Annotated in this window: 15 protein-coding genes; 6 read left to right on the forward strand and 9 right to left on the reverse strand. The window is 71.6% G+C overall.

All coding sequences use genetic code 11. The features are described 5' to 3' along the window. Positions 1-12 precede the first annotated feature (12 nt). Positions 13-1974 (reverse strand): cache domain-containing protein, encoded by a 1962-nt coding sequence (locus HL658_RS12970; protein WP_180282388.1) that lies wholly within the window; start codon positions 1972-1974, stop codon positions 13-15. A gap of 105 nt (positions 1975-2079) precedes the next feature. Next, positions 2080-3498: an FAD-binding oxidoreductase gene (locus tag HL658_RS12975; protein WP_180282389.1), complete on the reverse strand. Its 1419-nt coding sequence runs from the start codon at positions 3496-3498 to the stop codon at positions 2080-2082. Between the two features lie 178 nt (positions 3499-3676). Between HL658_RS12975 and HL658_RS12980 the strand changes: the two genes are divergently transcribed. After that, the gene (locus HL658_RS12980; RefSeq protein WP_180282390.1) at positions 3677-4078 is read left to right on the forward strand and encodes a lysozyme inhibitor LprI family protein; all 402 of its coding nucleotides are present in this window, start codon (positions 3677-3679) and stop codon (positions 4076-4078) included. Positions 4079-4100: 22 nt separating this feature from the next. Here the strand turns inward: HL658_RS12980 and HL658_RS12985 are convergent, their stop codons facing one another. Both HL658_RS12985 and HL658_RS12990 read right to left on the reverse strand, forming a co-directional pair. Beyond that, complete coding sequence (locus tag HL658_RS12985; RefSeq protein WP_211109726.1) at positions 4101-4460, reverse strand: hypothetical protein; 360 nt, start codon at positions 4458-4460, stop codon at positions 4101-4103. Positions 4461-4721: 261 nt separating this feature from the next. Next, positions 4722-5693 (reverse strand): L-threonylcarbamoyladenylate synthase, encoded by a 972-nt coding sequence (locus HL658_RS12990; protein WP_343055087.1) that lies wholly within the window; start codon positions 5691-5693, stop codon positions 4722-4724. 116 nt (positions 5694-5809) lie between these two features. Here HL658_RS12990 and parA point away from each other — a divergent pair, with 116 nt between their 5' ends. Both parA and prmB read left to right on the forward strand, forming a co-directional pair. Continuing rightward, positions 5810-6457, forward strand: coding sequence for a ParA family partition ATPase (parA, locus tag HL658_RS12995; protein ID WP_180282392.1), 648 nt, complete (start codon positions 5810-5812; stop codon positions 6455-6457). A 43-nt stretch (positions 6458-6500) separates the two neighbouring features. Then, on the forward strand, positions 6501-7433 hold the full coding sequence (gene prmB / locus HL658_RS13000) for a 50S ribosomal protein L3 N(5)-glutamine methyltransferase (RefSeq protein WP_180282393.1): 933 nt from the start codon (positions 6501-6503) through the stop codon (positions 7431-7433). Between the two features lie 8 nt (positions 7434-7441). On the opposite strand, the gene HL658_RS13005 is transcribed toward prmB, so the two are convergent. Then, positions 7442-8617: an MFS transporter gene (locus HL658_RS13005; RefSeq protein WP_343055088.1), complete on the reverse strand. Its 1176-nt coding sequence runs from the start codon at positions 8615-8617 to the stop codon at positions 7442-7444. Positions 8618-8901: 284 nt separating this feature from the next. On the opposite strand from HL658_RS13005, the gene HL658_RS13010 reads away from it, so the two are divergent. Then, entirely contained in the window at positions 8902-9693 is a 792-nt protein-coding gene (locus tag HL658_RS13010; protein ID WP_180282395.1) for a rhomboid family intramembrane serine protease, read from the forward strand. Positions 9694-9697: 4 nt separating this feature from the next. Here HL658_RS13010 and HL658_RS13015 read toward each other — a convergent pair whose 3' ends face one another. From HL658_RS13015 to HL658_RS13030, 4 genes are all read right to left on the reverse strand, one after another. Beyond that, a complete protein-coding gene (locus HL658_RS13015) occupies positions 9698-10036 on the reverse strand; it encodes a hypothetical protein (protein WP_180282396.1) in 339 nt (112 codons plus the stop codon). Positions 10037-10098: 62 nt separating this feature from the next. Further along, on the reverse strand, positions 10099-10575 hold the full coding sequence (locus HL658_RS13020; RefSeq protein WP_180282397.1) for a TerB family tellurite resistance protein: 477 nt from the start codon (positions 10573-10575) through the stop codon (positions 10099-10101). Positions 10576-10650: 75 nt separating this feature from the next. Beyond that, positions 10651-11163, reverse strand: a complete 513-nt coding sequence (locus tag HL658_RS13025; protein WP_180282398.1) for a tellurite resistance TerB family protein — start codon at positions 11161-11163, stop codon at positions 10651-10653. A 144-nt stretch (positions 11164-11307) separates the two neighbouring features. Further along, complete coding sequence (locus HL658_RS13030; protein WP_180282399.1) at positions 11308-11673, reverse strand: hypothetical protein; 366 nt, start codon at positions 11671-11673, stop codon at positions 11308-11310. A 181-nt stretch (positions 11674-11854) separates the two neighbouring features. On the opposite strand from HL658_RS13030, the gene HL658_RS13035 reads away from it, so the two are divergent. Beyond that, positions 11855-12382, forward strand: a complete 528-nt coding sequence (locus HL658_RS13035) for a YgjV family protein (RefSeq protein WP_180282400.1) — start codon at positions 11855-11857, stop codon at positions 12380-12382. 20 nt (positions 12383-12402) lie between these two features. Next, positions 12403-13116, forward strand: a complete 714-nt coding sequence (locus HL658_RS13040) for a Crp/Fnr family transcriptional regulator (RefSeq protein ID WP_180282401.1) — start codon at positions 12403-12405, stop codon at positions 13114-13116. Positions 13117-13252: the final 136 nt, after the last annotated feature.

Raw genomic sequence — 13252 nt, forward strand, 5'->3', positions numbered from 1 at the left:
GGACGGGGCGGCTCAGGCCGCCCGCATCTCGCTCAGGAAGCGTTCCACCTCGCCGCGCAGGTCGGACGAGACCTGGGCCATGGCGGCGGACGCCTCCGACACCTCCTCCATGCGCTCGCGGGTCTGCGTGGCGGTGTCGCTGACCGACGACACCTCGCGGCTGATCACGCGGGCCCCTTCCGCCGTCTCCTCGATGGATCGGGCGATGCTGCCGGTGGCCGATTCCTGCTGCTGGACGGCCGCCGACACGCTGTCGGCGATGCGCGCGATCTCGTCGATGATGCCGCGGATGTCCTGCACGGCCCCGGCGGCGGCACCGGTCACACCGCGCATGGCGGTGATCTGGCTGGTGATCTCCTCCGTCGCCTTGGCGGTCTGGCCGGCGAGGTTCTTGACCTCGGTCGCCACCACCGCGAAGCCCTTTCCGGCCTCCCCCGCCCGCGCCGCCTCGATGGTGGCGTTGAGGGCGAGCAGGTTGGTCTGGCCGGCGATGGCGTTGATCAGCCCGACGATCTGCCCGATCCGCTCGGCGGCCTCCAACATGTCGCCGACGGTGCGGTCGGCCTCCGCGGCGCGGGTGCGGGCACGGCCGCTGACCTCCGCGGCCGAGGCGACCAGCCCACCGATGTCATGGATGGCGTCGGCGAGCTGGCTGGAGGCGGCGGCGACGGACTGGGCGTTGGCGGCGGTCTGGCCGACCATCGCCTGGACGCTGGCCGCCTCGCCGGAGATCGCCTCGGCGCCCGAGCTGGTCTCGGTCACCGCGCCCAGCACGGTGCGCGCGGTGACCGCCACCCGGTCGGCCAGCGCCATCACCTGCCGCTCGAAGGCGTCGGCCAGAGCCCGCTGGCGGGTGATCACGGTCCAGGTGACCATCGGGCCGACATAGTTGCCCTGCCGGTCGAAGGTGGCGCTGACCCGCTGGTCGATCCATTCCGTGCCCACATGGATGCGCGTCACGTGGGGCAGCCCGGCGGGATCGGCGATGACGCGCCGCGCCGCCGCCGGCTCCTTGTGGAAGACGTCGATGGACTGGCCGACGATCCGGTCGACAGGCACCGGCAGCGCCGAGGCGACGCCGGCCAGCACCTCGCGGGTGGCACGGTTGGCGAAGGTGATGCGCCCGTCCCGGTCGGCCAGCATGACGCTGACCGGCATGTCCTCCACCATCTGGCGGAGGTGGAACGCCTCCCCCACCGCGTCGCCGAGGCGGCGGAGCGCGGCGAAGATCCGCGACAACTCGTCCCGGCCGCCGCCGTCGGGAATGGCGACCCCGGCCTCGCCCGCGGCGATCCGGTCGATCAGCGCCGCCGCCTGCGAGACCGGGTGCGAGATCGAGCGGGCGATCAGCACGGCGATCACCGCCATCACCAGCACCACCAGCGCCGTCTCAAGGGCTACCATCCCGACCTCCTTCAGGAAGGCGGCCTCCACATCGTCGGTGTAGACGCCGGTGCCGATCACCCAGCCCCAGGGCTGGAAGGCGGCGACGTAGGACACCTTCGGCACCGGCCGGTCCGATCCGGGCTTCGGCCACAGGTAATCCACCCACCCCGCTCCGCCGGCGCGCGCCACGGCGATGAACTCGGCGAACAGGTTCTTGCCATCGGGATCGCGCAACGACAGCACGCTCGTGCCGTCAAGGTCGGGGCGCATGGGGTGCATCACCATCACCCCTGCCATGTCGTTGATCCAGAAATACTCGGTCCCCGAATAGCGGAGCGCCCGCACCGCCGCCATCGCCATGCGCCGCGCGTCGGTGTCGCCGACGGCGCCCGAGCGGGCCAGCGCGTGGTGGTGCTCGACCACGCCGCGCGCGACCTCCGTCAGGGTGCGCACGCGCTCCCGGCTGGCCTCGACCAGGGTCGACCGTGTCTCGGAAAGCTGGATGGCGGCGATGGCGGCGAATCCGGCACCGATCACCGCCATCAGCAGGATCAAACGATGGACGATGCGCAGCCGTGCGATGCCCATGGCGGTTCCTCCCGAACGCATTTTACGCGAATGTCCATAGTAATATGCACGTATGCATAGGCCGTGGACATGCGCCAAATCGTCCGGCGGGAAACCGCCGCGGGGTCAGGGCAGGACCTTGCCCGGGTTCATGATGCCCTTGGGATCGAGCGTGGCCTTGACCATGCGCATCAGGTCCAGCTCCACCGCGCTCTTGATGTGGGGCATCTCGTCCTTCTTGAAGCGGCCGATGCCGTGCTCGGCGGAGATGGAGCCGCCGAGATCCAGCACCACCTCGTTGACCACGTGGCAGATCTCGTCCCAGCGGTCGAGATAGGCGGCCTTGTCCATGCCCACCGGCTGGCTGAGGTTGTAGTGGATGTTGCCGTCGCCGACATGGCCGAAGGCGGTCGGGCGGATGCCGGGGCAGGCGGCCTCCACCGCGGCGTTGGCGCGCTCCAGGAACTCGGCCACCTTGCTGACGGGGACCGACACGTCGTTCTTGATGGAGCCGCCCTCGAAGCCCTGCGATTCGACGATGGCCTCGCGCAGGAACCAGAGCTGTCCGGCCTGCGTCTCCGACGCGGCCAGCGTGGCGTCGAGCACCAGCTCCGCCTCCACCGCCTCGCCCAGCGCCGTCTCCAGCATGTCGCGGAAGCCGTCGGACCGGGTGCCGGCGGTCAGCTCGGTCAGCACGTACCAGGGGGCCGGCTCCTGCAGCGGGTCGATGCTGCCGGGCACATGGCGCAGCGCGAACTCCAGGATGCGGCGCTCCAGGATCTCGAACCGGGTGACCTGGTCGCCGGACGCCTCGCGCAGCCGCGCCAGCAGCGCGATGGCCGCCGTCGGGCTGGGCACCGCGACGAAGGCGGTCTCCGACTGGCGCGGGCGGGGGAACAGCTTCAGCACCGCGCCGGTGATGATGCCCAGCGTGCCCTCCGCCCCCATGAAGAGCTGCTTCAGGTCGTAGCCGGTGTTGTTCTTGCGCAAGGACCGCAAACCGTCCCACACGCGGCCGTCGGGCAGCACGACCTCCAGCCCCATCACCAGCTCGCGCATGTTGCCGTAGCGCAGCACCGTCTGGCCGCCCGCGTTGGTGGAGATCAGGCCGCCGATCTGGCAGGTTCCCTCCGCCCCCAGGCTCATCGGCAGCAGCCGGTCCTCCTCGGCCGCAGCGTCCACGGCGGTGCGCAGCACCACGCCCGCGTCCACCGTCATCGTGTAATTCAGCGCGTCGATGGAGCGGATGCGGTTCAGGCGCGACAGGCTCAGGACGATCTCGCGCCCCTCCTCATAGGGGATGGAGCCGCCGACCAGGCTGGTGTTGCCACCCTGCGGCACGATGGGGACGCCGGCCTCCGCGCAGGCGGCGACGACCTTCGCCACCTCCTCCGTCGTGGCCGGGCGGACCACGGCCGGACTGTTGCCCTTGAAGCGCCCGCGCCATTCCGCGAGATAGGCGGCCTTGTCCTCCGGCGCCGTCAGGATGCCCTTCGGGCCGACGATGGACAGGAGGCGGTCGAGGAGGGCGGCGGTGTCGGTCATGGCGGGGGAGGTCCATCGGCGGTGAAGATCGGCGCACCGCCGGCGGGCGGCGCCGCGACAGGAATAACGCGCGGAACATCGCGATTCCAGCGCCGCACACACGGGGCGGCTGTGCGGTTGCCGCGGATCGGCCGCCCGTGGCATCGTCCGCCACACCTGCCCCTTGGATGGAACGACCGTGCCGGCCAGCAGCCTCCCGACGACCCCCGCCATCGCCCTTCTCACGGCCCTGTGCGCCACCACCCTTCCCCTCCGTCCAGCCGCCGCGCTGGACTGCAAGAACGCCGTCTCGACGCCGGAGATGGTCGCCTGCGCCGATGCCGAGCGGGAGGTGGAGGACAAGCGGCTCAACCGGATCTACCAGACCCTGATGAAGCTTGAGTCGATGGACGAGCAGGCGCGCGGACTTCTGCGCGACGCCCAGCGCAAATGGGTTCAGTACCGCGACGCCCGGTGCAGCTTCGAGGCGGACGCCTGGCGCGGCGGCACCGGCGCGTCGCTGCTCTATGTCGGTTGCCTGGCCGCCGCCACAAAAGCGCGTGCGGACGAGCTGGAGACGGACATCGAGCAGCGACGGTGAGGTCGCGCCGCCGGAGAGCCGCTCAGCGCACGCCGACGCGGTTGACCGGACCGCCGGTGTTGGCGCCGACCCCGGGACCAGCGGCGGGGGCGACGCCGACACCCGGCGCGCCGACACCCACGCCCGGCGCCACCCCGACGCCCGGCGCGCCGACGCCCGGCGCAACGACGGCGGCGCCCGCCGCCGGGCGGGCCACGCAACCCACCGGCACGCCAGGGCTCGTGCAGTAGATCACCCGCGCCGCCGGGCGCGGACGCACGACGCAGCCCTGCGGCACGCCCGCGGTCTTGCAATAGACCACGGCGGCGGCCTCGCGGGGCTCCATGACCGCCCCGGCGACCAGAGCGGCAGCGAACACGGCCATCGTCAGCGCAAACTTCATCGTCCATCCCCAGTGTGTGCGGCGGCCCTAGCGGCCGGCGGCGTTGCCATGCGCGGAAACCGCGAACGCGCGCGGTCCGTTCGCATGTCAAGGGAAGGTAGACGGGCCATCGGGAGCGGTCAATGCGCGGGTTGCGGCGGAAACAACGCGACGACATTTGTCATCGAAACACCGTGCAAGGCGGCAATCCATGCCCGTCGCATCCCTCCGGCCCCACCGCCGCCGGCGCGCCGGCGGTGAGCGCGGCGACAGGCCTTTCCCCTAACCCCGCGGTGCCGCCGCCCGCCGCAGCCGGTCGTTGATCGCCACGCCCAGCCCCTGCTCGGGGATCGGCATCACGGCGATGGCGCGGATGCCGGGCTTGTCGAGCTGGCGCAGGTGGTGGAACAGGTTGGCCGCCGCCTCGTTGAGGTCGCCCTGGGTGGACAGGTTGAGGCGTGCGGCACCGCCGCGCACGAAGCGGTCGGGGCCGAAGGTCAGGAAGGCCTCGTCCGCCGCGGCCTCGCCCGCCTCCAGCCGCACCGGCGCCGAGGGCGCGTAGTGGCTGGCGAGCTGGCCGGGGGATTTGGGTGCCTCGGGGTCGTCCGTCCCCACCGTCACCGGGCCGATCAGCCGCTCGATCTCCTCCCGCAGCACGGCACCCGGCCGCAGCAGCGCCGGCGTCGGGCCGGACAGGTCGAGCACGGTCGATTCCAGCCCCACCGGGCAGCGCCCGCCGGCCAGCACCACATCGACCCGGTCGCCCAGGCTTTCCAGCACATGATGGGGCGCGGTCGGGCTGACCGCGCCCGAGCGGTTGGCGCTGGGAGCGGCCAGCGGCCGGTCGCAGGCGGCCAGCAGCGCCTGCGCCACCGGATGGTCGGGCGCGCGGATCGCCACCGTGTCGAGCCCGGCGGAGACCAGCAGCGACAATCCCCCCTCGGCACGGCGCGGCAGCACCAGCGTCAGCGGGCCGGGCCAATAGACCTCCATCAGCGCGGTGGCGCGCTCGTCCACCACGGCGTAACGCTCCGCCGTGGCGGCGTCCGGCACATGGACGATCAGCGGGTTGAAGCTGGGGCGGCCCTTGGCGGCGAAGATGGCGGCGACCGCGCGGTCGCTGGTGGCATCGCCGCCCAGCCCGTACACCGTCTCGGTCGGGAAGGCGACAAGGCCGCCGGCGCGCAGCACCTCGGCCGCGCGCGCGATCGCCGCGGGGCCGGGGGGGAGGAGGTCTGGGCGTTTCTCGGTCACGGCCCCAGCTTTTACCTGCCCTGCCCCATAAGTCAAAGGACGCGGACGGTGGTTGCCAAGATTCGCCCCAACGTTTAGGAGGGAAGACCACGACAACATCCACCGACGGAGCGGGCATGCCGGGCAGGGTCTTCACCGTCGCGCAGCAGAAGGGCGGGGCCGGCAAGACGACGCTGGCCGCCCACCTCGCCATCGCCTGGACCCAGCTCGGATTCACCGTCGCCACCGTGGACATCGACCCGCAGGGCAGCCTGTCCCGCTGGTACGACGTGCGGGCGGAGGCCACCGGCGGCAACCCCGGCTTCGCCCACGCCCGCATCACCGGCTGGCGCACCCAGGCGGAGGTGGAGAAGCTGACCCGCGACCACGACGTGGTGGTGATCGACAGCCCGCCGCACGCCCAGACGGAGGCGCGCATCGCCGTGCGCGTCGCCAGCCTCGTCATCGCACCCGTCCAGCCAAGCCCGATGGATCTGTGGGCCATCCACCCCACGCTGGATCTGGCGAAGCAGGAGAAGCGCCGGCTGCTGATGGTGCTGAACCGCGTGCCGCCACGCACCAGGCTGGCGGAAGGGCTGATCGCCGAGATCCAGGCGCTGATCGACCCGCCCGCGGTGGAACTGGCCGACACCCAGGTCGGCAACCGCACCGCCTACGCCGGCACATTGCTGACCGGCCTGTCCGTCACCGAAGCCGCCCGCAAGACTCAGGCCGCCGCCGAGATGCAGGCGCTGGCCGCGGAGATCCTGGAGCGGGCGGGTTGACCCGCCCCCTTCACCAACACAGCAACACGAGAGAGTGCGACCCGTGACCGACATCGACCCCGCCGACGTTGCCGCCGAGCTGTCGACCGTGCGCGACTTCCTGCGCTACGCGGTCAGCCGCTTCACAGCGGCGTCGCTGGCCTACGGGCACGGCACCACCGGCCCCTACGACGAGGCGGCCTTCATCGTGCTGGAGGGGTTGCGGCTGCCCATCGACCAGCTCGAGCCCTGGACCGACGCGCGGCTGCTGCCGCACGAGCGCCGCCGGCTGGCCGAGCTGATCGAGGCGCGGGTCGCCACCCGCAAGCCGGCCTCCTACCTGCTCAACCGTGCCTACATCCAGGGCCAGCCCTTCTTCGTGGATGAGCGGGTGATCGTGCCACGCTCCTACATCGGCGAGCTGCTGTTCTCCGACCTGTTCGGCGGCGAGGGGGAGACGGTGCTGGTGGAGGACCCCTTCGCGGTGGAGGGGGTGCTGGATCTGTGCACCGGCTCCGGCTGCCTCGCCATCCTGGCGGCGCGCGTCTTCCCCGACGCCGCGATCGACGCGGTCGACCTGTCGGAGGACGCGCTCGACGTGGCGCGCGTCAACGTCGCCGACCACGGGCTGGAGGAGCGCATCACGCTGTTCCACGGCGACCTGTACAAGCCGCTGAAGGCGCGCCGCTACGACGTCATCCTGACCAACCCGCCCTATGTGGACGCCGACGCCATGGCGGCCCTGCCGCCCGAGTTCCGGCACGAGCCGGTGATGGCGCTGGCCGCCGGCGACGACGGGCTGGACGTCGTCCGCCGCATCCTGAAGGACGCGCCCAAGCACCTGAACCCCGGCGGCGGCATCCTGTGCGAGGTCGGCACCGGCCGCGCGGCGCTGGAGGAGGCGTTCCCCGAGTTGGACTTCCTCTGGCTCGACAGCGCCGAAAGCTCCGGCGAGGTGTTCTGGCTGACCCGCGAGCAGCTGGCGGGGCGGACGTAACCCTCCGCTCACGCACCCCGCATCCGGCGCAGCAGCAGCGGCCCCAGCGCCACCACCAGCCCGAGATGGGCGAAGGCCACGCCCCAGCCGGTCAGCGAGGCCGCGCCGCCGCCCAGATCCAGCAGCAGGCCGAAGGCCACCGGCGCCACGAAGGCGGCGCCGAAGCCGAACAGTGAGTGGATGGCCATGGCCGCCCCGCGCCGCCCGCCGGGGGCGGCCCCCACCAGGCCCACGGTCAGCGACGCGCTGTCGGCCGTGACCGTGCAGCCGTAGACCATGACCAGCAGCGCCAGCAGCGCGAAGGGCAGCCCGGCGGTGAAGCCGATGACGGCGGCCAGCGCGGCCGAGGCCAGCATGATCGCGGTCAGGAAGCGGTCGCGGCCCCAGCGCACCGCGGCCTCGTTGCCCAGGATGCTGGCCGGCACGCCGAGCAGGATGGCGACGGTGCCGAGCACCGCGGCCTCCGCCGGCACCACGCCGGCCGGCGCGCCCAGCGCGAAGGCCAGGAAGGCGACCAGCCAGGCGCGGAAGCCGAACAGCTCCCAGCAATGGGCGGCGTAGGCCAGCACATAGCCCATGGCCGCGCGGTTGCGCAGCACCGGGCGGAAGTCGAAGACGGCACCCGGCCCGGCGGGGGCGGCGGGGCGCGTCGCCGGCACCCAGCGCAGCGCCAGCAGCACCGTCAGCCCGCCCAGCGCCGCCGCCGTCCAGAAGGCCCAGCGCCAGTGCGCCCATTCCGCCAGCAGCCCCGCCAGCGCGACCGACAGCGCCGTGCCGATGCCGTAGGTGGCGGTGTAGAAGGACAGGTAGCGGCTCTGCTGCGGGTGCCCGGCGGTGTGGTCGTTGAGGATGCGCAGCCCCGGCATGTAGGTGCCGGCCAGCCCGATCCCGCCCAGCGCCCGCCACGCCATCGCCGACCAGAAACCGTCGGCGAAGGCCGCGAAGCCGGCGCAGGATACGGCCGACAGCGCCGTGCAGGCGATGTAGATGCGGCGGCTGTCCAGCCGGTCGGTCAGCGACAGCAGCGGCAGCACCGCCGCCACATAGCCGAGCTGCACCACCCCCGACAGCCAGCCGGCGGCGGTGTTGGACAGCCCCCAGTCGTCCTTGAAGACCGGCAGCAGCGCCGGCACCGTCATCGTCCCCATCATGCCCAGCACCTCGGCGAGCAGCAGGACGGTCACGAGCGTGCGGGGGGGACGGGTGTGGCGGCATCGGTCCGGGGAGGAAGCGGCGGGCGGGACCGGCCGGAGGCCGGCGGGCGGGGGACGAGGGGTGGCGGATGATCGCGGTGGCAGACTACCCGCCACCCCCGGACGGCGCCACGCCGCGGCCCCTGCGCGCCGCGCGCGGGAGCATTGCTTTCGCAATCCCGAAGGCGGGCCGCTATCATCGTCGCGACGGAACAGCGCCCGCGGGCGGGCGTTCCCGACGCTTCGTCCCCCGCTTTCCGACCAAGGGTCCGCCGATGCTGTTCATCCCGCTGTACGACGACAACCCGACCCGGCGGACGCCGGTGGTCACCTACGGGCTGGTCGGGCTGTGCGTCGCCGTCTTCCTCTGGCAGACCTCGCTGGGGGATCGGGGGGAAACGCTGGCCGTCTTCTCCTATGGCATGATCCCGGCGGTGCTGTTCGGCCATGCGGAACTGCCGGCCGGGCTGGACAAGGTACCGGCCTGGACCACCGTCTTCACGTCCATGTTCATGCACGGCGGGGTCCTGCACCTTGCCGGCAACATGCTCTATCTGTGGATCTTCGGGAACAATGTGGAAGACAGCATGGGGCGCGGGCGCTTCATCGTCTTCTATCTGCTGTGCGGCGTGGCCGCGGCGCTGGCACAGTCCGCCGCCAACCCGGCGTCGGAGGTGCCGATGATCGGGGCCAGCGGCGCCATCGGCGGGGTGCTGGGCGCCTATCTGGTGCTGCACCCGCGGGCCAATGTGCGGGTGTTCTTCTGGTTCCTGATCATCGTCCGGCTGCTGAACATCCCCGCCATCATCGTGCTCGGCTTCTGGTTCGCCGGGCAGGTGCTGAGCGGCGTCGCCACCCCCACCGACGGCGACGGCGGCGGGGTCGCCTTCTGGGCGCATGTCGGCGGCTTCGTCGCCGGAGCGGTGCTGATCCTGGTCTTCAAGCGCCGCGGCGTCCAGCTTCTGGAGCCCGCCCACAGCGTGCCCTTCAGCGTCGCCCCGGCCCCGCGCTTCCGGCGCGGCAGCGTGCCCAGCGCCGGGGACCGGCGGCGCTGGCCGCCGTCCTGAGGCATCACCCCCCCGCGCCCGTCGCTCCCAGTGCCAGCCCCACCACCGCCAAGCCGGACACGATGAGGGAGGAGACGGCGCGGCAGCCAGCCAGCACCGCGCGCGGCCGGTCGCCGCGTTCGGCCAGGGAATCCGCCGCCATGGCGCCGAAGCAGGCGGAGACCAGCGCCATCAGATGCACCAGGGCGAGCGCCATGGTGACGGGCACCGCCAGCAGGACGGAGGTGAGTCCGAGCAGCCCCACCTGGAACAGCGCGCCGCTGCCGATCATCGCCCAGTGCTGCCGGGCGATGAAGTCCTCCAGCGTCGGGCCGCCGGGGCGGTCGTCGGTGCCGTAGCTCATCGTCGCTCCTCCTTCCATGCTTCTGACGGCCGTGCCGCCGATCGTTCCCGGTCGGGTCGGGCTCAGGCCCTCCGCCGGGGGCCGCGGGCGTCGGCCAGGTCGAATTCCGCCGGGTCCAGAGCCAGCTGCTCACACAGGAGCAGCAGGATCGTGCGCTCCTCGCCGTCCAGCTGGGTGTCGGCCGCCGCGACGGCGGTGCAGGCCCGCAGGATCTCGCGGGAGCGGCTCGGCGTGCCGCGGAAGGGCTCGACCCGCTCGAAAGCGGCCTGCTCGGCCGTGTCGTGGTCGCGGGCGAAGGCGTCGGTCACCTCGTCGAAGAGCTGTCCCACCTCCTCGACGGGAAAGGCGGCCAGCGCGTCGCAGGACCGCAGGGCGCCGAGCAGGCGCCGCCGCTCCTCCCGCGTCACCCAGCCGTCGGCGTAGGCGACCGCGGCGCAGGCGGACACCACCGCGACCAGGAACTCCTCATTGCGCTGCATCACGAACTCGCCCGCCAGATGCGAGCGCGATCGGTCATGGGTGACGGTCGGCGTGGGCATGGCTGGAACTCCGTGCGCTGTGATTGGGTGGTGTCCGGAGCGGGCGGCCGGGCCGGGCCGCCCGCATCGGTACGGTCAGGCGGCCAGCCCGTTCAGGCGGACCTGGAAGCCCGGCTGGTTGTTCGGGTGGTTGGCGTTGGTGAAGACGGTGCGGTCGTTCTTCATCAGGATCACCTCGAAGAACGGACGGAACTGCTCGTCGCTGATGCCGAACGCCTGCTGCGCCTTGCCGATCAGCTCCTGCTCCTGGATCTCGGCCTGCCCGTCGGACATGGCGCTGTCCACCATGTTGGTCAGGATGCACAGCTTCTGCGCGTCGGTCAGCAGCGGGGCGGCCTCCGCCAGGAAATTCTCGAAGCGGTTCTGGCGGCAGTAGCGCACCGCGCTGTCGAGCAGCGCCCGGTTGTTGGCGCCGACACCGATGCCGCCGCCGCTGCTTTCACCGCCGAGCACGGAGAGCAGGTGCCCGACCTCCTCGGGGTCCATCTCCCCGTCGGCACCCATGCAGTAGATGAGCGAGCAGGCGAACGCCTTGTGCGGCGTCATCGCGGCCCCGCTGTCGCTCTTGAACATGCTGAACAGACCCATCGTGCGTCTCCCTGAAACGTCCCTGTTCGGACGCCCCTGGAGATGCGGACGCATCGGTACCGTTCAATAGGGGGAAGACTTTACAAATATTTCATCTTGCTCGGGCGCGGGGTCGCCCCCGCGCCCGACACCGTGATCGTCCGGTTACTCGTAGGTCGCCGAGGTCTGGCCGGTGCTGCGGTTGTAGTGGATGTTGATCTTCGAAATCTGGCAGAGGTCGAACCCGTCCCACTCCGCCTTCTCGTCGTCGTCGTAGACCACCTTCAGGTCCCACTTGCAGGTCTTGGTGCTGCGGTTGAAGGTGATGTGCACGGACTCCCCGTTGCCCAGCACGTCCTGGCCGAGCACGTCCTCATCCCAGTCGTCGGAGCTGGTCGGCGAGACGTAGACCTTGTCGATCCGGTAGCCGGTCTTGTTCACCAGAGTGAAGTCCTGCTTGCCCTGCGCCATGGCCGAACCCGCAAACGCCAGTCCGGCGACGAGCGCGGCAGCCCCCACAAAAAGCTTCATCGTTTTGCCCCTGTATACAGAGCGCGAGCCTGCGCCCATAAGGCGGAAAATTACCACTTCCGTATTAGGCGTCCATCGGAAAGGCATAAGGAGCTGGGACAACCGAAAGCCCTCGATTCCGGCGGTGCATGTTGTTATCGGTAGGGCGAACACGCCCCCGCCAATCGGGAATCACCCACCCATGCCGATCACCTTCGACGACGCCACGGTGATCCAGGCCATCGGTCTGGTGGGCACTCTGGGCGGGGTGACGTGGCCGATGTTCGCGACTCGGCTGGGCATGCTGCTGGGGCAGCTCTTCACCAACCTGTGCTTCCTGGCGCATTTCGCCCTGCTGGGGGCGGAGACGGCGACGCTGGTCAACGTGCTGTCGGCGCTGCAGGTGGCGGCGGCCATCCCGCTGGGCACACGGCCCGGCTTCCGCCACGTCTATCTGGCGACGGTGCCGCTGATCGCCGGGGTGCTGCTGTGGTCCTGGAGCGGGGTGCCGTCGCTGTTCGCCGCACTCGGGGCCGGGCTGATCAGCCTTGGCCGCTATCAGACGGATGTCGGGCGCTTCCGGCTGGTGATGCTGCTGGCGCTGCCCTGTTGGTTCACCCACAACGCGCTGGTCGGCTCGGTGCCGGGCATGATCTCCGACACCGTCGGCTTCGCGCTCAACGCGATGATGCTGGCGCGGATGGGGGCCTTCCGGCGACGGACGGCCTGAACGGCGGCGGGGAGGACGGGATGGCGACGGAACCGGCGCGGCTGAAACCCCAGGACGCGGCGCAGATCCGCGCGGTGCCGCTGTTCCAGACCTTGGCGGAACGGGCGCTCGATGCGCTGGTCGCCTCCTCCACGCTGCGTACCGTGCCGCGCGGCACCACCCTGTTCCTGCAGGACGAGCCGGCCGACCGCTTCTTCGTGCTGCTCGACGGCTGGGTGAAGCTGTACCGGCTGACCCGCGACGGCAGCGAGGCGGTGGTGCATGTGATCGCCCCCGGCGAGAGCTTCGCGGAGGCCGCCATGTTCGCCAACGGGCGCTTCCCGGTGTGCGGCGAGGCCGTGTCGGACGCCCGGGTGATGACGCTGACCGCGGCCGGCTTCGCCCGCTGCCTGCGCGAGGACGACGCGGTCGCCTTCGCCATGCTCGGCTCCCTGTCGCTGCGGCTGCGCCATCTGGTCACGCAGATCGAGCAGCTCCAGGTGCAGCCGGCCCCGCAGCGCGTCGCCTCCTTCCTGCTGCGCTTCTGCCCCGAGGGCGGCGGCCGGGCCGTCTTCACCCTGCCCTTCGACAAGGCGCTGGTCGCCCGCCGCCTCGGCATGCAGCCGGAAACACTGTCGCGCGCGCTGGCCCGGCTGCGCACGGCGGGGGTGGAGACCCAAGGCTCCCAGGTCACCGTGGCCGATCTGGACGCGCTGCGCCGCATCGGCGAGGACGGCGCGGAGGGGGAGGTCTGATCCTCCGGCCCGATCCTCGCCAGGGACGGCGCCGACCGCGGTGCGCCGGCTGTTCACGCGCGCGGACGCTGTGGTATCGTGCCCGCCGTCGAAGGGGCGACCCCGGCCGCGGCAGCGCCCGCGGGGCGGTGGGTGC

It is taken from the genome of Azospirillum oleiclasticum (genome assembly GCF_013423485.1).
Lineage (GTDB): Bacteria > Pseudomonadota > Alphaproteobacteria > Azospirillales > Azospirillaceae > Azospirillum > Azospirillum oleiclasticum.

Bases quoted from the DNA above. Each gene is read 5' to 3' on its own strand.
- HL658_RS12985 (WP_211109726.1), bottom strand. From the start codon at position 4,460: ATGAAGTTTGCGCTGACGATGGCCGTGTTCGCTGCCGCTCTGGTCGCC.
- parA (WP_180282392.1), top strand. From the start codon at position 5,810: ATGCCGGGCAGGGTCTTCACCGTCGCGCAGCAGAAGGGCGGGGCCGGC.
- HL658_RS13010 (WP_180282395.1), top strand. From the start codon at position 8,902: ATGCTGTTCATCCCGCTGTACGACGACAACCCGACCCGGCGGACGCCG.
- HL658_RS13020 (WP_180282397.1), bottom strand. From the start codon at position 10,575: ATGCCCACGCCGACCGTCACCCATGACCGATCGCGCTCGCATCTGGCG.
- HL658_RS13035 (WP_180282400.1), top strand. From the start codon at position 11,855: ATGCCGATCACCTTCGACGACGCCACGGTGATCCAGGCCATCGGTCTG.
- HL658_RS13040 (WP_180282401.1), top strand. From the start codon at position 12,403: ATGGCGACGGAACCGGCGCGGCTGAAACCCCAGGACGCGGCGCAGATC.
- HL658_RS13030 (WP_180282399.1), bottom strand. From the start codon at position 11,673: ATGAAGCTTTTTGTGGGGGCTGCCGCGCTCGTCGCCGGACTGGCGTTT.
- HL658_RS13025 (WP_180282398.1), bottom strand. From the start codon at position 11,163: ATGGGTCTGTTCAGCATGTTCAAGAGCGACAGCGGGGCCGCGATGACG.
- HL658_RS13015 (WP_180282396.1), bottom strand. From the start codon at position 10,036: ATGAGCTACGGCACCGACGACCGCCCCGGCGGCCCGACGCTGGAGGAC.
- HL658_RS12975 (WP_180282389.1), bottom strand. From the start codon at position 3,498: ATGACCGACACCGCCGCCCTCCTCGACCGCCTCCTGTCCATCGTCGGC.
- HL658_RS12970 (WP_180282388.1), bottom strand. From the start codon at position 1,974: ATGGGCATCGCACGGCTGCGCATCGTCCATCGTTTGATCCTGCTGATG.